24 protein-coding genes are annotated in these 22,943 nt (G+C 34.6%); 4 read left to right on the forward strand and 20 right to left on the reverse strand.

The window, feature by feature from the left end; genetic code table 11:
- Window positions 1-115: 115 nt before the first annotated feature.
- Together hfq and miaA are read right to left on the reverse strand one after the other, a co-directional pair.
- Window positions 116-340: an RNA chaperone Hfq gene (gene hfq, locus AC1Q51_RS05655; RefSeq protein WP_000813896.1), complete on the reverse strand. Its 225-nt coding sequence runs from the start codon at window positions 338-340 to the stop codon at window positions 116-118.
- A 21-nt stretch (window positions 341-361) separates the two neighbouring features.
- Window positions 362-1,315, reverse strand: a complete 954-nt coding sequence (gene miaA, locus AC1Q51_RS05660; protein WP_000504953.1) for a tRNA (adenosine(37)-N6)-dimethylallyltransferase MiaA — start codon at window positions 1,313-1,315, stop codon at window positions 362-364.
- A gap of 180 nt (window positions 1,316-1,495) precedes the next feature.
- On the opposite strand from miaA, the gene AC1Q51_RS05665 reads away from it, so the two are divergent.
- A complete protein-coding gene (locus AC1Q51_RS05665; protein WP_000814431.1) occupies window positions 1,496-1,741 on the forward strand; it encodes a hypothetical protein in 246 nt (81 codons plus the stop codon).
- A gap of 62 nt (window positions 1,742-1,803) precedes the next feature.
- Here AC1Q51_RS05665 and entD read toward each other — a convergent pair whose 3' ends face one another.
- From entD to gabP, 8 genes are all read right to left on the reverse strand, one after another.
- Window positions 1,804-2,736: a cell wall-binding protein EntD gene (gene entD, locus AC1Q51_RS05670; protein WP_016512433.1), complete on the reverse strand. Its 933-nt coding sequence runs from the start codon at window positions 2,734-2,736 to the stop codon at window positions 1,804-1,806.
- Window positions 2,737-3,084: 348 nt separating this feature from the next.
- Window positions 3,085-4,941, reverse strand: a complete 1,857-nt coding sequence (locus AC1Q51_RS05675; RefSeq protein ID WP_016512432.1) for a PTS fructose transporter subunit IIABC — start codon at window positions 4,939-4,941, stop codon at window positions 3,085-3,087.
- 13 nt (window positions 4,942-4,954) lie between these two features.
- Entirely contained in the window at window positions 4,955-5,866 is a 912-nt protein-coding gene (gene pfkB, locus AC1Q51_RS05680; protein WP_098256761.1) for a 1-phosphofructokinase, read from the reverse strand.
- Window positions 5,863-6,615: a DeoR/GlpR family DNA-binding transcription regulator gene (locus AC1Q51_RS05685; protein ID WP_000957288.1), complete on the reverse strand. Its 753-nt coding sequence runs from the start codon at window positions 6,613-6,615 to the stop codon at window positions 5,863-5,865. The genes pfkB and AC1Q51_RS05685 overlap by 4 nt, the downstream gene beginning before the upstream one ends.
- A gap of 159 nt (window positions 6,616-6,774) precedes the next feature.
- Window positions 6,775-7,938 carry an iron-containing alcohol dehydrogenase gene (locus AC1Q51_RS05690; RefSeq protein ID WP_001179068.1) on the reverse strand — a complete coding sequence of 388 codons (1,164 nt, stop codon included), beginning with the start codon at window positions 7,936-7,938 and terminating at the stop codon, window positions 6,775-6,777.
- Window positions 7,939-8,053: 115 nt separating this feature from the next.
- The gene (locus tag AC1Q51_RS05695) at window positions 8,054-8,596 is read right to left on the reverse strand and encodes a DUF420 domain-containing protein (protein ID WP_000228315.1); all 543 of its coding nucleotides are present in this window, start codon (window positions 8,594-8,596) and stop codon (window positions 8,054-8,056) included.
- Window positions 8,597-8,914: 318 nt separating this feature from the next.
- On the reverse strand, window positions 8,915-9,253 hold the full coding sequence (locus AC1Q51_RS05700) for a hypothetical protein (protein WP_003271231.1): 339 nt from the start codon (window positions 9,251-9,253) through the stop codon (window positions 8,915-8,917).
- Between the two features lie 134 nt (window positions 9,254-9,387).
- Window positions 9,388-10,782, reverse strand: coding sequence for a GABA permease (gene gabP, locus AC1Q51_RS05705; RefSeq protein ID WP_065229220.1), 1,395 nt, complete (start codon window positions 10,780-10,782; stop codon window positions 9,388-9,390).
- 270 nt (window positions 10,783-11,052) lie between these two features.
- On the opposite strand from gabP, the gene AC1Q51_RS05710 reads away from it, so the two are divergent.
- Window positions 11,053-12,135, forward strand: coding sequence for a chitinase (locus tag AC1Q51_RS05710; RefSeq protein WP_002094116.1), 1,083 nt, complete (start codon window positions 11,053-11,055; stop codon window positions 12,133-12,135).
- A 109-nt stretch (window positions 12,136-12,244) separates the two neighbouring features.
- On the opposite strand, the gene AC1Q51_RS05715 is transcribed toward AC1Q51_RS05710, so the two are convergent.
- Entirely contained in the window at window positions 12,245-13,138 is an 894-nt protein-coding gene (locus tag AC1Q51_RS05715; RefSeq protein WP_001095330.1) for a metallophosphoesterase, read from the reverse strand.
- 193 nt (window positions 13,139-13,331) lie between these two features.
- On the opposite strand from AC1Q51_RS05715, the gene AC1Q51_RS05720 reads away from it, so the two are divergent.
- Together AC1Q51_RS05720 and AC1Q51_RS05725 are read left to right on the forward strand one after the other, a co-directional pair.
- Window positions 13,332-14,147 (forward strand): formate/nitrite transporter family protein, encoded by an 816-nt coding sequence (locus tag AC1Q51_RS05720; RefSeq protein ID WP_000110543.1) that lies wholly within the window; start codon window positions 13,332-13,334, stop codon window positions 14,145-14,147.
- Window positions 14,148-14,287: 140 nt separating this feature from the next.
- The gene (locus tag AC1Q51_RS05725) at window positions 14,288-14,560 is read left to right on the forward strand and encodes an HU family DNA-binding protein (protein WP_001043904.1); all 273 of its coding nucleotides are present in this window, start codon (window positions 14,288-14,290) and stop codon (window positions 14,558-14,560) included.
- A gap of 19 nt (window positions 14,561-14,579) precedes the next feature.
- Here AC1Q51_RS05725 and AC1Q51_RS05730 read toward each other — a convergent pair whose 3' ends face one another.
- From AC1Q51_RS05730 to AC1Q51_RS05770, 9 genes are all read right to left on the reverse strand, one after another.
- Window positions 14,580-15,059, reverse strand: a complete 480-nt coding sequence (locus tag AC1Q51_RS05730) for a GNAT family N-acetyltransferase (protein WP_000910164.1) — start codon at window positions 15,057-15,059, stop codon at window positions 14,580-14,582.
- Window positions 15,060-15,216: 157 nt separating this feature from the next.
- Entirely contained in the window at window positions 15,217-17,637 is a 2,421-nt protein-coding gene (locus AC1Q51_RS05735; RefSeq protein ID WP_001003176.1) for a heavy metal translocating P-type ATPase, read from the reverse strand.
- 95 nt (window positions 17,638-17,732) lie between these two features.
- Complete coding sequence (gene copZ / locus AC1Q51_RS05740) at window positions 17,733-17,939, reverse strand: copper chaperone CopZ (RefSeq protein WP_000436973.1); 207 nt, start codon at window positions 17,937-17,939, stop codon at window positions 17,733-17,735.
- A 203-nt stretch (window positions 17,940-18,142) separates the two neighbouring features.
- Entirely contained in the window at window positions 18,143-18,445 is a 303-nt protein-coding gene (locus tag AC1Q51_RS05745; protein WP_000349637.1) for a metal-sensing transcriptional repressor, read from the reverse strand.
- Between the two features lie 327 nt (window positions 18,446-18,772).
- Window positions 18,773-19,000 carry a hypothetical protein gene (locus AC1Q51_RS05750; protein WP_000849103.1) on the reverse strand — a complete coding sequence of 76 codons (228 nt, stop codon included), beginning with the start codon at window positions 18,998-19,000 and terminating at the stop codon, window positions 18,773-18,775.
- Between the two features lie 248 nt (window positions 19,001-19,248).
- The gene (locus AC1Q51_RS05755; protein ID WP_492331435.1) at window positions 19,249-20,067 is read right to left on the reverse strand and encodes an alpha/beta hydrolase; all 819 of its coding nucleotides are present in this window, start codon (window positions 20,065-20,067) and stop codon (window positions 19,249-19,251) included.
- 15 nt (window positions 20,068-20,082) lie between these two features.
- Window positions 20,083-20,904, reverse strand: a complete 822-nt coding sequence (locus AC1Q51_RS05760) for an ABC transporter ATP-binding protein (RefSeq protein WP_000025764.1) — start codon at window positions 20,902-20,904, stop codon at window positions 20,083-20,085.
- Window positions 20,905-20,918: 14 nt separating this feature from the next.
- On the reverse strand, window positions 20,919-21,941 hold the full coding sequence (locus AC1Q51_RS05765; RefSeq protein WP_000920452.1) for a FecCD family ABC transporter permease: 1,023 nt from the start codon (window positions 21,939-21,941) through the stop codon (window positions 20,919-20,921).
- Window positions 21,934-22,941, reverse strand: coding sequence for a FecCD family ABC transporter permease (locus tag AC1Q51_RS05770; protein ID WP_001173040.1), 1,008 nt, complete (start codon window positions 22,939-22,941; stop codon window positions 21,934-21,936). The genes AC1Q51_RS05765 and AC1Q51_RS05770 overlap by 8 nt, the downstream gene beginning before the upstream one ends.
- Between the last annotated feature and the right edge of the window lie 2 nt (window positions 22,942-22,943).

Below are 22,943 nucleotides of genomic sequence, written 5' to 3' on the forward strand. Positions count from 1 at the left end.
CATCAGCTGTAAATTTAGCCATAGAAAAACTGCACCTCCAATTGTTAGACTGTGTCTAACAATTGGGGTGCAGTTCAAAACTCGCTCTTTTTTTGTTATGTACAATAATTCATTACTATTCTAATTCAATTGAAACATTTTTTTGTGGTACAAATGTAGAAATTGCATGTTTATAAATAAGCTGTTGCTTACCTTCTGTTTCCAGCAGGACTGTAAAATTATCAAATCCTTTAATTAGTCCACGAAGCTGGAAACCATTTAATAAGTACAGCGTAACAAACGTATTTTCTTTACGGAGTTGATTTAAAAACTGATCTTGAATATTGATTGATTGCTTCATGTCGAATCCTCCTCTTTTTCTCTACTTACTATTATTCGACTTTACTTGTAACTTTCCTTCTATGTATCGTAAAATTTCTGACGTTTTTTCACCGTCTGTAACATCAAACCACGTGACATCCATTTTATTACGGAACCACGTTAATTGACGCTTTGCATAACGACGCGAATTCGTCTTTAATTGTGATACCGCATCTTCTAAAGGGGCTCGATTCTCAAAATAATCATAGATTTCTTTATATCCAATCGCTTGAATAGATTGACAATCTCGTATCCCTCTATTATACAGACCTTCTACTTCCTCTAATAGGCCTTGTTCCATCATCAAATCCACTCGTAAGTTAATGCGATCGTATAGCATTTCTCGATCCATTGTCAAGCCAATTAATGAAACATCATAGAGTAACTCTTTTTCTTGTTTTTCAATTTGGTCACTCATTTTTTCACCCGTCGTGTGGAAAATTTCTAACGCCCGAATGACACGTCGTACATTATTTGCATGAATACGCTCCGCACTTTCCGGATCTACTTCTTGCAATTTTTTATGTACATATTCCACACCGCGTTCTAAAGCTAACTTTTCCATTTGCTCTCGGTATATCACATCACCAGCATCATCTGTAAACTGATAATCGAATAAAACAGATTGTATATAAAGACCGGTCCCACCAACTATAATTGGTAATTTACCACGTTCTGTAATTTCTCGAATATGTTTGCGAACACGTTCTTGAAATTCCGCGACAGAAAATGAATCTTCCGGATTTTTTATATCGACCATATAATGTGGAATTCCGTCCATCTCTGCTTGTGTTACCTTTGCAGTTCCAATATCCATCGTTCGATAGATTTGCATGGAATCACCACTAATAATTTCACCGTTCAACGCTTTGGCAAGATCGATACTTAACTTCGTCTTTCCAACAGCTGTTGGTCCAATGATGACAGCAACTTTTTCACGTTGCACTTCTCCCATAGCATTCAACTCTCTTTATGTAATATACTCCATCTATTGATTATACCCAATCTTACCAATTTTAACGGCATGATTGCAAGTTCTTTCATTTCGGTACATGAAATTACATATAAAAAAGAACATAGTTTGTCCAATTCTGCATATACATGATAAAAATAGTTTCGAGAGGATGAGTTAACTATGAAACAATCCACCATCAATTTTTCATCTTTGACAAAAGACCTCATTTTAGCTACTTCTACAAAAGAACAAAATTGTTCACAAGAGGAATTATACTTCGCCCTAAATTGTTTACTACGGGCTTTTCATTCTACTCTCCATGAAACAACATCACATCCAGAAAATAAAAATACAGAATATATACAAACACAATTTTGCAGTGCATATAAAATTATTACAGGTAAAACTATTTATCCCTTTCAATAATCCATAAAAAGCGGCTGCTTACATAATTTCAAGCAACCGCTTTTTATATTAATATCGATAACCTATTGTATAACTTTCACTTTTACAGATTTGCGCCCCCAGCTATTAGCACTACCATCTGAACCGACTAATACATCAATACGATTTCCTTTAATCGCACCACCAGTGTCTCCAGCAATCGCTTCTCCATATCCTTCTACCCATACTTTTGATCCAAGCGGAATTACTTTCGGATCAACAGCAATTACTTTCATATTTGGATTTGCTGTTAAATCATGCCCCATTGCAGTTAATACACGACCACCATACGAACCATTCTCACTCGGATCTGCTGTATATGCCGTCGCTTCTACTGTAATTTCACGACCACCAGTAGGCGCACTTGTTTCAGTAGATTTCGCAACTGGTTTTGCAGCCGGCTTTTCTTTTACCACAGGTTTACTTGATTCTACATTCTTAATAGAATCGTTACTCTTAACATACTCTTTATTCTTAACTGCTGTATTATTTTTAACCGGCGCTTCTTCTTGAACTACAACCTCTTTCTTTTCAATTACAGGTGCCGTTCCTGTTAAAAATGGCACGTGAACATATCCGACTTTTCCATTGTAGTCGAATTGTAACCATTCATTTTGAACTTGATTCGTCGTTTCAATCACATCATTTTTATTAAGTTTACCTAAAATTTCAGAATCAGTATTCGCTCCAGCACGAACATTTAATACGCCCGCCGTTACATAATATGTGCTCTTTGTAAAATCAGCACTTACAAACGCTTCCTTACCGTTTAACTTAATTTTTGTCCATCCATTCTCTGTATTTATAACATCTAGTGTATTCCCACTTAACACTTTACCTACAAGCTTTGACTCTACATTTGGGTTTTCTCTAACATTTAATACGTCTGTTGTTACAATTGTTTCCGCTTTAGCAGAACCCGCAAAAATCCCAAGACCAAAAACTGCTGCTGTTGCTATACTTAATAATTTTTTCATGAATAGCCTCCATTTGCTTTGTTTTCGTATTTTCATTATAGCAACAGATTTTTAGAATTTTTAGAAATCACACAATTACAAAGCATTCGTAATATACAATTAACGAGTTGTAACATAAATTTCCATATTAATAAAATGTATTTCTCATACAATCTCCAGTGGTTTTCATATATTTTTCATATACGAGCACAAGAACTTTTTTCCAGAAAAAATTACAGTGTTACTTTTTTGTTACAAAAAATTCACAATTCGTTACATCTTTTACCAAAAAACATCAATATTCCATTGTTAACTTATTTTTTGTAATAAAAAGAGAGCAGCTACTAAAAGCTACTCTCTTTTTATTTGTTATTGAACTTTCTTTTTCCAAACACCTAGCATAATAGCCGAGACAATCGTTCCAATTAATATAGAGAAAATATATAGTAACGGTTTATTTACTAACGCTATTACAAATAATCCACCATGCGGTGCCGGTAATGTAATTTGGAATAACATAGATAACGCACCTGCAATACTTGAACCAACAACACAACTTACGATTACTCGAACCGGATCTGCAGCTGCAAACGGAATCGCACCTTCTGTAATGAACGATGCTCCCATAATATAATTTGTTAAACCAGATTTACGTTCCGCTTCTGTAAACTTTGATTTAAAGAATGTAGTTGCGAATGCAATCGCAAGTGGCGGTACCATACCACCAGCCATAACTGCTGAGTGCACTCCAAAATTTTGTGCTTCTATTGCAGCAATACCAAACGTAAATGCCGCTTTATTAATTGGACCACCCATATCAATCGCCATCATACCACCTAAAATAAGACCTAGTAATATAGCATTCGTACCATTTAAACCATTTAACCACCCTGTCAACATTTCATTTAATGCTACTACAGGCGGAATTACTACTTTTTGCATTACAACTCCTGTAATCAATAATCCAAAGACTGGATATAACAATACAGGTTTAATTCCTTCTAATTGTACTGGTAGTCCTGAAAATAATCTTTTCAACCCTAAAACAACATATCCAGCTAAGAAACCAGCAATTAATCCACCTAAAAATCCAGCATTCGCATTCGCCGCTAAAAACCCACCTACAACACCAGGCATAAAACCAGGACGATCAGCAATAGAGCTTGCAATAAATCCAGCTAAAATTGGTACAAGGAATAAAAACGCACCTGTTTTTCCTCCACCAATTGACATGAACAATTCAGCTAAAGGACCTTCCGCCTTTATACCACCAAACGAAAATGCTAGCGCTATTAAAATCCCGCCACCAACAACGAATGGAAGCATATTACTTACACCGCTCATTAAATGCTTATAAATTCCTAATCCTTTTTCTCTCTCAATACTTTCTGATTTCCCGTCCTCTTTTACACCTTTAAAGATTGGTGCATCTTGTTTGACAGCTCGATTTAGCAATTTTTCCGTTTTTCGAATCCCATCAGCAACTGGCACTTGAATGACATGTTTACCAGCAAAACGATTCATTTCTACTTGTTTATCTGCCGCAACAATAATAGCTGTTGCACGTTCAATATCCTCTTTCGTTAAACCGTTTTTAATACCTGTTGATCCGTTTGTTTCAACTTTAATCGCTATCCCTAACTCTGCCGCTTTTGCTTTTAAGCTATCCGCCGCCATATATGTGTGAGCGATTCCAGTTGGGCAAGCTGTAACAGCAAGTACGTACGGTTCATTTCCTTCTGGTTGTGCAACTTCAATCTCTTCTTCTTTTTCATTCTCTTTTTCATCAAATAGTTGAAGAAGCTCACTTTCATCCTTCGCTTCTAATAGTTGCTTGCGAAATCCTTCATCCATTAATAATGTCGATAAACGAGACAACGTTTCTAAATGAGTATTATTCGCTCCTTCACTTGCAGCAATCATAAAGAATAAGTATGCCGGTTGTCCATCAAGCGACTCATAATTGATACCGCTTACACTTCTACCAAAACAAATCGATGGTTGTTTAACAGCCTTTGTCTTCGCATGAGGTATTGCAATACCTTCCCCTATTCCAGTCGTACTTTGGGACTCCCGCTTTAAAATAGCTTCTTTAAATTCCGTTTTACTATTTAAACGATTTGCCCCGTTTAATTTCTCAACTAATTCATCTATGACAGCTTCTTTATTTGAAGCTGTCAAATCCATAATGACTGTATCCCTTTTTAATAGTTCTGTAATTTTCATATGTTGCTTCCCCCTATCGCTTAGCTACAATTACTTGCGACAATAATTCTTCTACTTTTTCCTTCTTACATAAATCAGCTGAAAATGCTGTTGCACTCCCTGTTGCAACGCCGTATTGAAATGCCTTTTCAATATCTTTTGTCTGTTCATATATGCCTACAAACCCTGCAACAAGAGAATCTCCGGCCCCAACTGAATTAATTACAACACCTTTTGGAACAGTCGCTTCATATATACCTTCTGCCGTAAATAATAAAGCTCCCTCTCCAGCCATCGATACGATAACGTGTTTTACACCTTGTTCAATTAATTTTCTTCCATAAGGTAAAACGTCCTCTACTGTTGAAAGCTCCACTCCAAACAACTCACCAAGTTCATGATGGTTTGGCTTAATTAAAAATGGCTTATTTTTAATTACATGTTGCAGTGCACTTCCACTTGCATCTACTACTACACGAATACCTTTTTCAGCTCCAAACGCAGCAATTGATTCGTAAAAAGTACTTGGAATAGAGATCGGTACACTCCCAGCGAGTACAACACAATCTCCAGGTTGCATACTCTCAATTTTTTTCATTAACTGTTCGAACTGCTCTTTTGTTACAATAGGACCTTGGCCATTTAATTCTGTTTCTTCTTTCCCTTTTATTTTCACATTAATGCGAGTATCTTCATCTACTTGGACGAAGTTTGTTGTTACACCTTCGTCATGTAATACCTCTTTAATAAATTGACCAGTAAATCCACCAGTAAATCCAAGTGCTATATTTTTAACACCTAAACGCTGAAGAACACGAGAAACATTAATTCCTTTTCCTCCAGGAAACTTCATATCTTTCTCCGCTCGATTTATTGTTCCTAAATCAAAAGAAGGAACTTGCACTACATAATCAATAGATGGATTTAAAGTAACTGTATAGATCATTGTTTATCAGCCTCAATTACATTGGTTTGTTTTTTATATTTTTCTAAATCAATTTCTAAATGGTTTGTAATAATATTTGCATCTTCAACATTTGCAATTTTCGCAAACGCAACTTCTGAAAACTTACTTTCATCAATTAAGAAATATCCTTCGTTTGCTAATGTTAGTGCCATTTGTTTTAGGAGCGCTTCTTCTGGATCTGGCGTTGTAAAGCCAAGCTGTTCATGTACACCATTTGCACCTAAAAAACATTTATCAAAGCGATACTTCTGCATACTTTCCTGTGCCATAGCACCGATTAAAGCTTTCGTCCTACTCTTCATCATTCCGCCTAGTAAATACGCACGAATATTATTTTCAACTAAAGCTTCAATATGCATAAGTCCATTCGTAACGACAGTAACATCTTTATTGATTAAAAATGGAATCATTTCAAATGTTGTACTCCCTGCATCTAAATAAATACAATCACCTTGTTCAACAACGCTAGCCGCATAATTAGCAATTTGTTGTTTTATTTGAATGTTTTTGGATGATTTTTCAACCATCGTTGGTTCTTGCCCTTTTCCTGTTAAAACAGCGGCACCACCATGAACTCTTTTTAATAACCTTTGCTTTTCCAATTGTGCTAAATCACGGCGAATTGTCGACTCAGAGCTTTCTGTTCTTTCAACTAATTGCTGTAATTTTACAACTTTCTGTTCTTTTACAAGTTGCAATATCATTTGATGACGTTCAGGAGTTAACATTTTATTCACCTCTTCTTTGATTACAGTATAATGAAAACGGTCACAAAAATCAACCATAAACAATCAAAAATAATCACAAACATTCATAAACATTTATAAAAAGCAAAAAAAGAAACCTATTCGATCAAACAATCAAATAGGTTTCTTTTCTAAATTCACTTATAAAGAAGCTTTATATATACTTAGAACATCATCTTTATTTAATTTTTTAAAGTTACCAAATTCACCATACGCCATCGCTTTATTAGCCATTATATCAATTTCATTTTCTCCAATACCGTAATCAGCTAATGTTGCTGGCGCTTCAATCGAAGTCCAAAATTGACGCAGTGCCTCAATTCCTTCTAACGCCACTTCTTTATCTGTTTTTCCATCTGTTTCTATTTCAAATACACGAATAGCGAACTGTTTAAAACGACTTACATTTTCATCTACGACATGCTTCATCCAGTTAGGGAATAGAATTGCTAAGCCGCCTCCATGCGGTATATCATGAACAGCAGAAACTGCATGTTCAATATTATGAGTTGCCCAGTCACCTCTTACTCCCATCGCTAAAATACCATTTAACGCCATCGTTCCGCAATATAAAATTGTTTCCCTATGCTCATAATTTTCTAAATCACTTAAAAGCTTGGGAGCTGTCTCAATTACTGTTTTTAAAACAGATTCACAATAACGATCTTGTAGTTCTGTATTCGTTCCATGATGGAAATATTGTTCTAATACATGTGACATAATATCTACCATACCATAAATCGTTTGATCTCTCGGCACAGATGCAGTATGAACTGGATCTAAAATTGAAAACTGCGGGAATGTAACTGGGCTTCCCCATCCATACTTTTCATTCGTTTCCCAATTTGTAATTACCGAGCCTGCATTCATTTCAGAACCTGTCGCAGCAAGAGTAAGTACAGTACCAAATGGTAATGCCTCACTAGCAAATGCTTTTTTCGTTACAATATCCCATACATCTCCATCATATTTACTACCAGCAGCAATCGCTTTCGTACAGTCGATTACACTTCCTCCACCAACTGCTAAAATAAATTCGACTCCATTATCTTTACAAATTTGAATCCCTTTCTTTACAGTTGATACACGAGGATTCGGTTCAACACCCGTCAATTCAAATACTTCTGCATTAATATCCTTTAAAATAGAAATCACATTATCATAAATACCGTTTCTTTTAATACTGCCTCCTCCATATACGAGAAGAACCTTCTTACCAAACTGTGGAATTTCAGTTTTTAACTGTTCTAATTGATCTTTACCGAAAATAAGTTTCGTTGGATTACGAAATACAAAATTTTGCATATTTCTTTACCATCCCTTCTATTTGAAAAGCAACTATACTTTTGTATACCATATTTTTTTCATTTCACAAAAAGATTTGCTTAACAAAAAAGCCCCAGCCTAAAGGCTGAGACTTTTATTGATAATAAGGTGAGATCATTAAGTACACAATAACACCAGATAAACTTACATATAACCAAATTGGCATTGTCCAACGTACAATTTTACGGTGACGTGTTAATTGATTTGTAAAACCAAATACAAGTGCAAACAATGCAAGTGGTACGATAATTGCCGCTAGGATAATATGTGTAATTAAAATGATGAAATACACATATTTAATGAATCCTTCTCCTCCAAAATGTGTTGCCGGTGCTAAGTAATGATACGATAAATACGACACACAAAATAGTAAAGTTGTCGTAAATGCTGCAAGGATGAAACCACGATGCATTTTCACATTCTTTTTAATAATAGAGAATAACGCTGCTAATAAAAATACGAACGTAAAGCTATTAAAAATCGCGTTTAACATTGGTAAAATCGTTACATCAAAATGTACTTCTCCTTCATAGCCAACAGGTCCAAAGAACAAAAATAAAATAATCGCATTTACAATTACAGAAAGCGTTATCACAATAGGAGCATAGCTTTTCTGATTTGTTGATTGATCCACCAAAATGGTCACTCCCTCTTCCTTCAAGTATGTATACGTAACCTCACTATTTTAACATATTATTCACAGTGTAAATGTGACAATAGTTTGACACAGCAAGACAAAACAAAGAAAAAAATCCTTCTTAATAAAACTTCTTAAGAAGGATTTTATCGCTTTATTATTCAAATAGCAACGCGATTAATTTTTGTTAAAAAATGTATCGCTATATGCTTGAAAAATTTCAGACACTTGATATCCCATTAATGAAATTGCTGTTAATGAAAAGAAACCAATCATAAGAAATCGAAACCACATATAAATCTCCTCCTTGTATTTAGCTTAAAAAACGTTAGCTACCTTACAAGTTGCGTGGCACTCTTCATCATCACTTTCCTTCTTCTTTACAATTGCTGTAATAAATCGAATCATAAAGAAAACTACAAAAGGAAATTGTTCGTAATTCACATTGGCATAGTTTAGCAACGGCTCGCGCTGCACATCGAACGGAGATGAGAAGGAATAGAACATACCTTGCTCTTCCATATATACAATTACAATTTTCATGCAAAATACTATTCCTAGAAACGAAACAATATCTTGCCATTCTGTCGTATATAACAGGTTATACAGCTCTAATACGTACTCTTCCATCATCATCCCCCCTTCCTTTTTTACCATTTTGCTCGCCTTCGTATAAAAAGTCAAGAAAAAAGTTTATATCCACTATGACAATAGTAATTACTTGTTTCTATGATTATATATGATTCTTTTATAGCAATGACTGGGTGTAACTCTCTTCGAAAATAAGAAAATTAGAATCGAACAGATTCCTCATTCTTACTTTTAGGATTCAAAACTGTGCTATTTTTATTTCTATTAAAAATAAAATAAGAAAGTATGATAAGAACTGTAACAAACATTGTTAAAAGTGCTTGTGAACGTAAAGTATCAATTGCGAACATCGCAACTAAAACTGCTATAATAGCAGCAATTGTAACATACGTTACATACGGAAAAAGCCACATTTTCACTTTCAAATTTTTTTGTTCTACTTTCCCCATTTTTTTACGCATCTTTAAATGCGAAACTGCAATAACGAGATAAACTAGTAACGCAATCCCGCCAGATGCATTCACTAAAAACAAAAAGACTTTATCTGGAGAAATGTAACTAAAAACAACTCCAATATAAGCGAAGACCGTTCCAAATAAAACCGCTCGAACAGGAACACCACTACTGTTCAATTTTAAAAATGACTTTGGCGCATCTCCTCTTTCTGCCATTGAAAAAAGCATTCTTGAATTTGTATATAAGCCTGAATTTAAGCAAGAAAGTACAGCTGTTAAAACGATAAAATTCATAATTTGTGCTGCCGCTGGTATTCCTATATGTTCAAGTACAGCTACAAATGGACTTTTTAATATGTTAGCTGAATTCCATGGCAGTAGCGTAACAACTACCGCTATAGACCCAATAAAAAATACAAGAATACGCCAAATCACACTGTTTGTTGCTGTTTTTACTGCTTTTACAGGTTCTGCAGATTCACCAGCCGCTACTGCTACAATCTCTGATCCCATAAATGAAAATATAACAACAGTAATTCCAAGCAAGACCGAACTTATACCGTTTGGCATAAACCCACCTTGTCCAATTAAATTCGAAGTGCCGGGTGCTTCTGTTCCTGGAACAAATCCTAAAATAACAGCAAGACCTAGACAAAGGAACAAAACAATACTTATTACTTTAATAAAAGAAAACCAATATTCAAACTCTCCAAATGATTTCACTGAAAAAACGTTCGTCAGCGTTAATAAAATTGTTAATATTAAACTTAATAACCATAGCGGTATTTGTGGAATCCAATATTGGATAATACCAGCACCTGCTGTGGCTTCTATTGCAATAACAATTACCCAGAAAAACCAGTATAACCAGCCTATTGTATAACCCGCCCATGGACCAATTGCTTCTCTTGCATACGTTGCAAATGAACCACTTGTCGGATTTACAGCTGCCATTTCTCCTAGCATTCTCATGACGAAAATGACTAGAAGTCCTGCTAATGTATATGAAACGATAGAACCAGGTCCTGCCGAATGTACAACGGCACCACTTCCAACAAACAAACCAGCCCCTATTACGCCGCCAATTGAGATCATTGTAATGTGGCGTATTTTGAGATCTTTCTTTAGATTTTTATCCAACTCTTGTACATCCCCTTCCAAACTAAATTTTGAAATTTATGTAAGAGTACTGTGCGAAAGATTTTGTTCTATACGTTAAAATATATCAAAATATTCTGAATTTAACAATTGCAATTCAATCTCCTTCAAAAATTATTTCATTAGGTTTAATACTTTCCCACACACAATTGTTGAGAAAATTATAGTCCTCTTACAAAAGAAAGAATTTTCAGATATTATTAAATAAACAAGATTATACATCTAGACAACTTTTTGTATAGGAGTGTTGATATGTTAAACAAGTTCAAATTTTTTTGTTGTATTTTCGTACTGTTCTTACTACTACCGCTATCCCCTTTCCAAACACAAGCAGCAAACAATTTAGGTTCAAAATTACTCGTTGGATACTGGCATAACTTTGATAACGGTACTGGCATTATTAAATTAAAAGACGTTTCACCAAAATGGGATGTAATCAATGTATCTTTTGGTGAAACTGGTGGTGATCGTTCCACTGTTGAATTTTCTCCTGTGTATGGTACAGATGCAGACTTCAAATCAGATATTTCTTATTTAAAAAGTAAAGGAAAGAAAGTAGTTCTTTCAATAGGAGGACAAAATGGAGTCGTTTTACTTCCTGACAATGCCGCTAAGCAACGTTTTATTAATTCCATACAATCTCTAATCGATAAATACGGTTTTGATGGAATAGATATTGACCTTGAATCAGGTATTTACTTAAACGGAAATGACATTAATTTCAAAAATCCAACTACTCCCCAAATCGTAAATCTTATATCAGCTATTCGAACAATCTCAGATCATTATGGTCCAGATTTTCTATTAAGCATGGCTCCTGAAACAGCTTATGTTCAAGGCGGTTATAGCGCATACGGAAGTATCTGGGGTGCATATTTACCAATTATTTACGGAGTGAAAGATAAACTAACATACATTCACGTTCAACACTACAACGCTGGTAGCGGGGTTGGAATGGACGGTAATAACTACAATCAAGGTACTGCAGACTACGAAGTCGCTATGGCAGATATGCTCTTACATGGTTTTCCTGTAGGTGGTAATCCAAATAACATTTTCCCAGCTCTTCGCTCAGATCAAGTTATGATTGGGCTTCCAGCAGCACCAGCGGCAGCTCCAAGTGGTGGATACATTTCGCCAACTGAAATGAAAAAAGCTTTAAATTATATCATTAAAGGAGTTCCGTTCGGAGGAAAGTATAAACTTTCTAACCAAAGTGGCTATCCTGCATTCCGCGGCCTAATGTCTTGGTCTATTAATTGGGATGCAAAAAACAACTTTGAATTCTCTAATAATTACAGAACATATTTTGATACTCTTCCCTTGCAAAAATAATAAAAAACAACAATAGGTTATAGGACCTATTGTTGTTTTCATTTACCTTAAATTACCATATCTCGTTCATCAAAATCAAATTGAGAATGATGATGTGGAATTGAATACATTAGTTACTATTTTGCTTCAATACAAAAACTGAAAGTTCAGGTACACTCCAAAATCTAACAGGCATCCTAGTAGTCCCAATGCCACGATTTACATATAAATATAACAGCTTACTCTTCCCCTCTACTTCATACATACCTTCAACATAATTCTCAGCTAGTTTGGTAGTAATTAATGGACCTACAAAAGGAATTTGGACTTGTCCTCCGTGACTATGTCCTGACAGTTGAAGATCCATTGGGTAACGATTTATTTTGGTTACAACATCCGGCTCATGTACTAATAACATGTTGAAATCATTTTGTTTCAAGTTTTTTAAAGTTGAATCTATTTGTGGCTTCCCTAATAGAAAATCATCTAAACCTGATATTGTAATATATTTGCCGTTTTCCACTTTAATTTTCTGCACTTCATTTACTAATACAGAAAAACCAGCTTCCTCCATATATTTTTTGTAAAATAAACTACCGCCCCCGCCCCTATCATGATTCCCAAACACAGCATATTTCCCTAAGGGCGCGTAAATTTTCTGCAAAATAGCCTTTGCTTCTTCTCTTTCCGCACTATAAGACCCAAATTTATCTATTAAATCTCCAGTAAAAACTACGATATCTGGATGTATTTCATTCATCTTCTCCACCAAATGTTCAAGTTGCTTCAATGTAAACTCTGGCCCTAAATGTACATCTGAAAACTGCAATATTTTTTTATTATTAAACTCTTTAGGAATTGTAGAAGCTTCTATTTCATTCCACGTAACTGTTACTAGTTTTCGTTCTATTTCTGTCGCATAATAATACAAACTTACTGGTATCATTAATATACTTATAAAACTAATAATAAATATCTTTATGATTGATTTTTTTCGTTCTTTTTTTACATGATTCGTATTCATGTTTTCACCTCTACAAACACTTTAAATCCTTATTGTTACATTCATGTGACAACATGAACAATGTTATCAATTTTTAATTCCCTCTCTATTCACTTTGACAATTTTATACAGAAGTCATAACATATTTTTATAATACATAGATTTTTGAAATTTTTTCTATTCATTCCATCATTTTATTACGGAGGGATTATTCATGTCTGTATTTACACCAGAAGAAATTACGGAACTTGCTGCGAATTCAGGAAGGAAAAAAGCTCATTTATCATTGCTCCCTATGCTAATTCTTGGTTTTTTTGGTGGTGCTTTTATCGCATTAGGGTATTTACTCGATATTCATGTTATTGGGACAATGCCAAAATATTGGGGATCATTTTCTAGTTTTCTAGGCGCTGCTGTATTCCCTGTTGGTCTTATTCTCGTTATTCTTGCAGGCGGTGAACTAGTAACTGGTAACATGATGACAGTTTCTATGGCCTGGCTCCAAAAGAAAATTACTTTATTTTATTTCATACGAAATTTAGTTATTGTTACATTTAGCAATTTCATAGGAGCTGTATTCGTAGCCTATTTTTTCGGTCATATCGTCGGCTTAACTGAAGGAGCTTTTTTAGCGAAAACTATTTCTATCGCTCAAGCGAAACTACAAGATACACCATTGCAAGCATTTATTTCTGCAATCGGATGTAATTGGCTCGTTTGTTTAGCTGTTTGGCTCAGTATGGGAAGTAAAGAATTTATCGGAAAGATTATCGGTATTTGGTTCCCAGTTATGACTTTTGTTGCAATTGGATTTCAACACGTTGTAGCCAATATGTTTGTCATCCCAGCTGCAATTTTTGCCGGTCATTTAACTTGGATCGAATATTTTCCAAACTTCATTTTTGTTTTCTTCGGAAATTTAGTAGGAGGTATGTTATTTGTAGCACTACCTTACTTCATATCTTATAATAAGAAACTACCTTCTCATCAAGAGAAGACTGAAATGAAGAACAAATCTCTGTCTGCTTAAATGGAATGTCTATAAAATGTCCTAAAAAATATTACAAATTTCATTTTTTTTGCGAATATATGTACGTACACTTGTTCTCGAATGTTTTATACGTTATAATAACAACTTAAATAGCATTATTTACATATGAGGTGAAAAACATGAACAAAACAGAATTAATTAAAAACGTAGCACAAAATGCTGAGATTTCTCAAAAAGAAGCTACTGTAGTTGTACAAACTGTAGTAGAATCAATCACTAACACTTTAGCTGCTGGTGAAAAAGTACAACTTATCGGATTCGGTACATTCGAAGTTCGTGAAAGAGCTGCTCGTACAGGCCGTAACCCACAAACTGGTGAAGAAATGCAAATCGCAGCTTCTAAAGTACCTGCTTTCAAAGCTGGTAAAGAACTAAAAGAAGCTGTAAAATAATGAAAAATATCCTTCTCATTTATGAGAAGGATATTTTTTTCATAACATAATTAATAAAAATCTGACCATTATGCTGTTTCTTTTGTTCCTTTATGCAAATAAAACCTTTACTTTCAAAGAAAGGTTTTGCTGTAATACTCGCTTCTGTATAGATTTCCCTATGCCCTAGGTTCACTGCTTCTTTTTCTAACTTCTGTAATATGGATGAGGCTATCCTTTTCCCTTGATAATATTTATGTGTAAATAAACGATCTACGTAATGATCCTCATTATAATCTCCAAATCCGACTATCACACCATTATGATCCGCTACATAACTAATATTCTTTTCTAAAGACTTTAACCAGCTTTCTCTATCTAGTCGATCTGGTGCCCATGCTTGTAGCTGTAACTCATTATAATCTTTTGCATTAACCGTATGAACTGTTTCATAGAACAATTGTAATACTTGATTTAAATCTTCTTTCTGAAATGTTCTAATTATAATATCTTTTAACATATATAAGTCTCCTTACCAAACTACCTCTTAACTTTTCTACTACATACGATTCAATAATTCTTCTTTATTATATCGTTTTAATTTCTATACGAACAAAAAAACAATACTTATTCAAAGTATTGTTCTTTAATTCTATTCAATTACTTAATGTAACTTTTTAAGATTTTAATTTAACTCTTTGTAATCGTAATGCATTTAATACAACGGATACAGAACTAAATGCCATCGCTGCTCCAGCAACCCAAGGGGCTAAGAAGCCTAATGCCGCAATTGGAATTCCTAACGCGTTATAAGCTAATGCCCAGAATAAATTTTGTTTAATATTTCTTATCGTCATTTTACTCATAAAGATCGCATCAGCAATACTATTTAAATCACCGCGGATTAACGTTATATCCGCTGCTTCCATCGCTACATCCGTTCCCGTTCCAATTGCCATACCAATGTTCGCTGTAGCAAGAGCAGGAGCATCATTTATCCCATCTCCAACCATCGCTACTTTCTTACCATTTGCTTGCAGTTTTTTCACTTCTTCTGCTTTTCCTTCTGGCAATACTTCTGCAATTACGTGATCAATACCAACTTGCTTTGCAATCGCCTGAGCAGTTTGTGTATTATCTCCTGTAATCATCACAACGTCTAGACCCATTTTTTTCAGTCTTGCGATAGCTGCTTTTGAAGTATCTTTCACAGTATCTGCAACGGCAACTATACCAGCATATTCTTTATCGATTGCAATAAGCATTGCTGTTTTTCCTTCTCGTTCTAGCTCTTCCATTGATTTTGAAACTTCTTCAATATCAATATTGAATTTCTTCATTAATCGACGTGTGCCAATTAATAATTGTTTTCCTTCTACGACTGATTCGATACCGAATCCAGGAATCGCTTCAAACGTCTCTGAACTTGGAATATCAATTTTCTTTTCTTTAATTCCTTCCACAATCGCTTCTGCAAGTGGGTGTTCAGAATTTTTTTCTGCCGCACCTACTAAACGTAGTATTTCTTCTTCATGGAATCCATCTGCTACAATTATATCTGTTAACACAGGCTTTCCGTTTGTCACAGTACCTGTTTTATCTAGAATAACTGTATCTAATCGGTGCGTTGCTTCTAAATGCTCTCCACCTTTAAATAAAATACCATACTCAGCCGATCTTCCTGATCCTGCCATAATAGATGTAGGCGTTGCAAGACCTAACGCACATGGACAAGCGATAACAAGTACTGCTATCATTTTCTCAAGTGCTCCGCCAAAATCACCAGGTGTAACAAATATCATCCATACTGCAAATGTGATAATGGCAATCACAACTACAACCGGTACAAAAATACCTGAAATTTGATCCGCTACCCTTTGAATAGGAGCTTTTGAACCTTGTGCCTCTTCTACTACTTTAATGATTTGAGCTAATGCAGTATCTCTGCCTACTTTAGTTGCTTTCACTTTTAAAAAACCATTTTTATTTATTGTCGAACCTATTACTACATCCCCAATTGACTTATCAACAGGAATACTTTCACCCGTTAACATCGATTCATCAATCGCTGATTTTCCTTCTACAATCTCACCATCTACTGGTATTTTTTCACCAGGCTTTACATAGACGATATCACCAGCTACTACTTCTTCAATCAAAATTTTTATTTCTGTTCCATCTCGCACAACTGTAGCTGTCTTCGCTTGTAAACCCATCAATTTTTTAATTGCTTCTGATGAGCGCCCTTTTGCTTTCGCTTCAAATAATTTACCTAAAATAATTAATGTAATAAGTACCGCACTCGTTTCAAAATATAAATCTGTCATATGTTCCGAAGAACCAATAGATTGAATACTTAAATATACACTATAAAAATACGCGGCCGACGTTCCAAGTGCCACGAGAACATCCATATTAGCACTTTTATTGCGTAACGCTTTATAAGCCCCAACATAAAACTGTCCACCAATGATAAATTGAACAGGAGTTGCAAGTGCTAGTTGCACCCAAGGGTTCATTAACATATCTGGTAAATAAATAAATGACGTAAATGAGAAATGACTAACCATTGCCCATAATAATGGGAAAGATAAAATAAACGAAATAATAAACTTCTTCTTTTGTCTTTCAATTTCTTGTAATCGATGATCAGTTGATGCATCTTGATCATCTGGTTTCACTTCTAATTTATATCCTAGCTTCGTAATCGCGCTCTTCATTTCATTTACATTAACTTCATCAGGGTTAAAGTCTACTGTGGCTGATTCTAAAGCAAAATTTACTGTCGCCTTGTTCACACCATCTAACTTATTTAAACGCTTTTCAACTCTATTTGCACATGCTGCACATGTCATTCCTGAAACAGTAAATTCAGCTTTATCACTTACAATTCCATATCCTAATGATTCAACTTTTTCTTTAAATTGTTGCGGATTTGTTTTAGTTGGATCGTACATTATTTTTGTTTTTTCAAGCGCAAAATTTACATTTGCCTCATGAACACCTTCTACTTTTTTTAGACCTTTTTCAATTCTATTTGCACATGCCGCACATGTCATTCCTGATATTTGAAGATTGGCCTCTTTTTTTTCATTCATGTCTCTCACCTCTATATACCCTTATGAGGTATAATTATTAGCAAAATAAATCGTACTTCATTTAAAGTACGATTTATTTCCATATCTAAAAATAATTATTGAACATCGTATCCTTGATCTTCGATTACAGCAACGATATCTTTTAATGTTACAGCAGACGAGTCGATAGTAACTTCAACAGTTCCTTCTGCTAATTGAACCTTCACTTGTTCAACACCGTTTAGCTCTTTCACACTGCTTTCGATAGCATTTACACAATGTCCACAAGACATACCTTCAACTTGTAATGTTAACTGTTCCATTTAAAATCCTCCTCTTGTTTATTCATTGTTTGTTAATCACAATTACATCTTACCATACCCCCCTAAGGTAATCAATGGTTTTGTATCATGATTTTTCAATTATTTTCTAAAAGTTTATTTTACACACACTTTTTCACTACAATACACCCAAATCCAATATGAGGGTAAACAAAAAAACAAGCCAGTTAAATACTAGCTTGTTTTTACGCTTTTGAAAAACGTTCAAATACTGTCATTAATTCTTCAATTGCTTCGTCACCATTTCCATTTTTAATAGCTCCTGAAACACAATGACTCGTATGATTTTTGAGAACGCCCATTCCTACTTTTTTCATCGCTGCATTAATCGCTGAAATTTGCACTAAAATATCTACGCAATAACGATCATTTTCAATCATGTTTTGAATACCGCGGACCTGTCCTTCAATTCTCTTTAATCTATTTATAATCTGTTCTTTTTCTTTTTCTGATCTATGTGTTACTGCTTCATGCTCTTTATGATCCATATTATCACCTTCTTAAAGTTTCTCTTCATCCAATAAAACAATTGTTTTTTATGAGTATACCAATTATAGCATTAAATATCTACGCATGATACCCCATAAGAGTATATTTACACTTTATGATTATTCTTAACAACTCATTAGCTTCTTAATCTCAATTTTCAGTATACCCTTTCCTTTTTGTCAAAAAATCATTATATCTCTCATCAAAATTCAATAAAGTGAAACAAGAATAAGCGGGGATTACCCGCCCCCGCTTATTCTTCGTCTATAATGTTTAAATTTAAATTTTCAGATATTTAATCCGAGAATTTTTCTTTCCATATATAATTATTGCTGATCACATACTTTTGTATCATTCACTACTGAAGTTCCTTCAACGGTTACCGTATGAAAACAGTCATTTACTCGAACTGTCACAACATTATCTTGCCGATCAATGATATGATATTCATTAAAATTTTTATTTAGAGCACTGCGAATTTGTTCTCCTTCATAAATTGGAATGCCATGCGATAAAACCCAAATAAGTCCAGCGATAGCAAGAATAGTTTTCATACGATCTACCTCCTTGGGAATATAGTGAACTTTTAATCCATGCTTTTTCAACTCTACGAATCATGATTGAAATAAACCAAGCCTTTTTGGAAATAAGTTCATTTCGTCTATTTTATGTTTATGCTAATTGTGACCGATTTGTGACAACTTTTTGTCTCTTTAGACGAAAAGTTGAAACAAAACTTTCGAAAAGGACAATTCTACATATTAAAAAAGGTTATGGAATGTTTTATCCATAACCTTTTTTCCTATACGTAACTAATAAACCTCAATCCTTTACTTAAAGACGTCGGCACAACAGATGCATGATTCTCCCCTTCAGCTTCATAAAACTTAAATTTAAGTTTATCGTGGTTTACTTGGAGAAGGCGCTCTGATAATTTATTTGCACCTACAACCATATGCTCTCGTTCAAGTGATCCAACTGTAAGGAACACTCCTGTTTCAAACTTAGCATTGTTTAATTCAATTATAAGGTTCTCTTCTTTTTCAAGAACGGATTTATTATTCCACCATATAGATGGACTACTAATAAAATAATTTTGAAAAGCATTCAAGTTTGTAAATAATATATGCAAAGCGAATAGGCCACCTAAAGAATGCCCAAATAACGTTTGCTTACTTTTATCAATCTCAAAATTCTTTTCAATTTGTGGTTTCAGTTCTTCTTCAATAAAAGTAAAGAAATTATGTGCTCCTCCTGTTTTAGGCCACGGTTTACCGTCTGGTTTTAAAGGGGCATCTTTTGAAATTACGCTAGGCGTAAAATCATAGCACCTTTCTTCCCCTGAAAATGCGCCTTCAATTGGATAACCCACTCCTACTATAATAGCTGGTGAAACACCGGTTTTTTCCGCTCTTACTGATTGTATTTTAACTGCTTCATGAAATGTTTGAAAAAAGGCATTGCCATCTAATACGTAAATGACAGGATATCCTGAATCCGTTGCTGGTTGCCTCGGCTTTGAAATATGAATTTGATATTCCTTACCTTCTAATTTTGAATACATTTTCCACTGCTCTGTATTAGATGTTATAATCTGCTGTTTTTCAACTGTAGTATTCACCCTATCCCCCCCTTTTTAACTTGTTACATATATTTCGATTTTTTCTTCTTGAGATACAACGCTATCATAACCGAAACAAACAGGAGCCCCGTTATACGGATCAATCATGACACGTGCATCAATATGAAATACTTCTTTTAACACTTCATTTGTAATGATTTCTTCTGGGCTACCAGTTGTAACAATTTCTCCTTCCTTCATTGCAATAATTTCATCTGAAAACCTTGCTGCATGGTTAATATCATGTAATACCATAACAACCGTACAATTATGTTCTTTATTTAACTTCTCCACAATTTGTAATACATCTAATTGATGAGACATATCAAGGTATGTAGTTGGCTCATCTAATAGCAACACTTCTGTTTCTTGTGCTAATGCCATCGCTAGCCATACCTTTTGTCTTTGGCCACCTGATAAATTTGCAATTTGTCTCGTTCGAAATTCAGAAGTTTTCGTTATATCTAATGCCCAATCAATCATTTCTTTATCTTTTGTCGTTAACTTATTTACGTTATTTCGATGTGGATAGCGTCCATAAGAAATTAATTCTTCCACTTTAAGTTCACCTGGTGCAATTGGAGTTTGCGGGAGTAAAGCTAACTGCTTCGCAATTTCTTTCGTTGGAATTGTATGTAAATCTTGCCCTTGTAAATATACTTTTCCGCTTTTTTGTTTTAAAATTCTTCCCATTGTTTTTAACAATGTCGATTTACCGCAACCGTTTGGACCTATAATTGTCGTTACTTTTCCTTCTTGTATTTCCACATTTAAATCGCGAAACACTGTAAGCTTTTCATAACTTGTTTCTAAATTTTTTGCACTTAAAATACTCACTTTTATTCCTCCTCTTACGCTTTCGCCTTATAAAGTAAATATAAGAAATATGGTACACCGACAATAGAAATAACGATTCCAACTGGTAGCTCTACAGGTGTGAAAACTGTTTTCGCAATAAAGTCTGAAGCAATTACAAGAAACATTCCGATTACGCCGCACGTAGGAATTATATACTTATGTTGAATACCGACAAGCCTTTTCGCAATATGCGGTGCCATTAAGCCAATAAAACCGATACTCCCTGAAACAGCAACACATGCGCTCACAAGCCCGATACTACTTAATAGTAAAATCGATTTCTCTCTTTCTACTGAAACACCTAAACTTGTAATACTAGTTTCTTCCAATTGAAATAAATCTAATAAATAAGCTTTCTTTTGTATAAGCGGAATTAAGATAATAAGCCATGGTAACATAGCCACAATATACTTCCAGTTCGCACTATATATGCTTCCAGACACCCACACTGCGGCCATTTCAAAATCAGTTGACTTCATTTTGAGTGATAAATACATAGAAAAGGCTCCAAATCCTGATCCAATTGCAATTCCTGTTAATAAAAGTCGCTGCGAATCTAATTTACCGTTTTTCCAAGAAAACAGATAAATGATGATAGCTGCACCTAATCCGCCTACTAAACCAAACATTGGCATCATCATAATAGAAACCCAGTCTGTGCTTTTTAATTGCCCTTGAAAGAAAAACATAAAAATGACGATCGCTGTTCCTGCTCCGGCATTTACTCCTAAAATACCTGGGTCCGCCAATCCATTTCTCGTAATCCCTTGAATAACAGCACCCGCAACACCAAGACCTAATCCTACTAATCCAGCAATTACGATACGCGGAAGACGAAACTCAAAAATAACTAAATCATGTTCTGATACTGGATCAATTCTAAACAGTGTTTTAAATACATCTGTAATAGTAATGTCGAACGTACCATTTGTTAAACTAATATAAATAGCACATAGTATTAAAAATATAATAATCCCCATCGTCATTCCGAAACGTTGACTTGAACTTTTAAGCATGTCTCTCTCCTCCTCTAGTACGGATTAAATAGAGGAAGAAAGGAATTCCAATTAAGGAGGTAACGACTCCAATAGGTGTTTCAAATGGATAGTTTACAAATCTACTCAAAACGTCACATAACGCTAAGAAAACGCCACCAATAACACCTGCACATGGCAAAATCCACTTATAATCTACCCCAATTATAAAGCGGGTAATGTGCGGAATAATTAAACCTACAAAACCAACTTTCCCCACTAAAGCAACTGCTGTTCCTGTTAAGAAAATTACCGATAAAATTGCCATCGCTTTAACTAGTTTTGTACGTTGCCCTAAATTAATAGAAACCTCTTCGCCTAATGAAAGAATGGTAATAGATTTTGATATTAACAGTGCTAAAATTATTCCAATTATCCCAAACGGTATCGTGATTTTAATGATATTAGGATCTACTTGATCTAACTTTGCATTAAACCAAAAACTAACATTTTGAGAAATTTGGAAATACGAAGCCATTGCAGCCGATACACTACTTAAAAATGTTCCAATAACTGTTCCTATAATCGCTAACCTAACTGGTGATAAGCCATTTTGAAGGAGCGAACCAAAACCAAACACGATACCGGCGCCTAGTGCAGAACCAATCATTGAACATAAAACCATACCAATTGATGACATTCCCGGAAGAAAAATCATGCTAAGTGTAATAACAAAGGCAGCGCCATCCGTCACACCCATAATAGAAGGGGATGCAAGATAGTTTCTTGTCATCCCCTGCATAAGTGCTCCTGATATGGCTAGAAATGCTCCGACTAAAAGAGCTGCAACTACCCTTGGTAAACGTGAAGTAATAATAATATTATGGTTTACATCGCTTGAATCAAAATGAAATAATGCGTTCCACACTGTTTCAGCGTCAATACTTTTTGCCCCATACAAAATCGAAAGTATAATTGTAAATAAGATGAGTATGGGTGCTATACATAATATAGTTACTGGTACTGCATTTGTTTTCTGCATAT

The organism is Bacillus sp. MT94 (assembly GCF_058792475.1).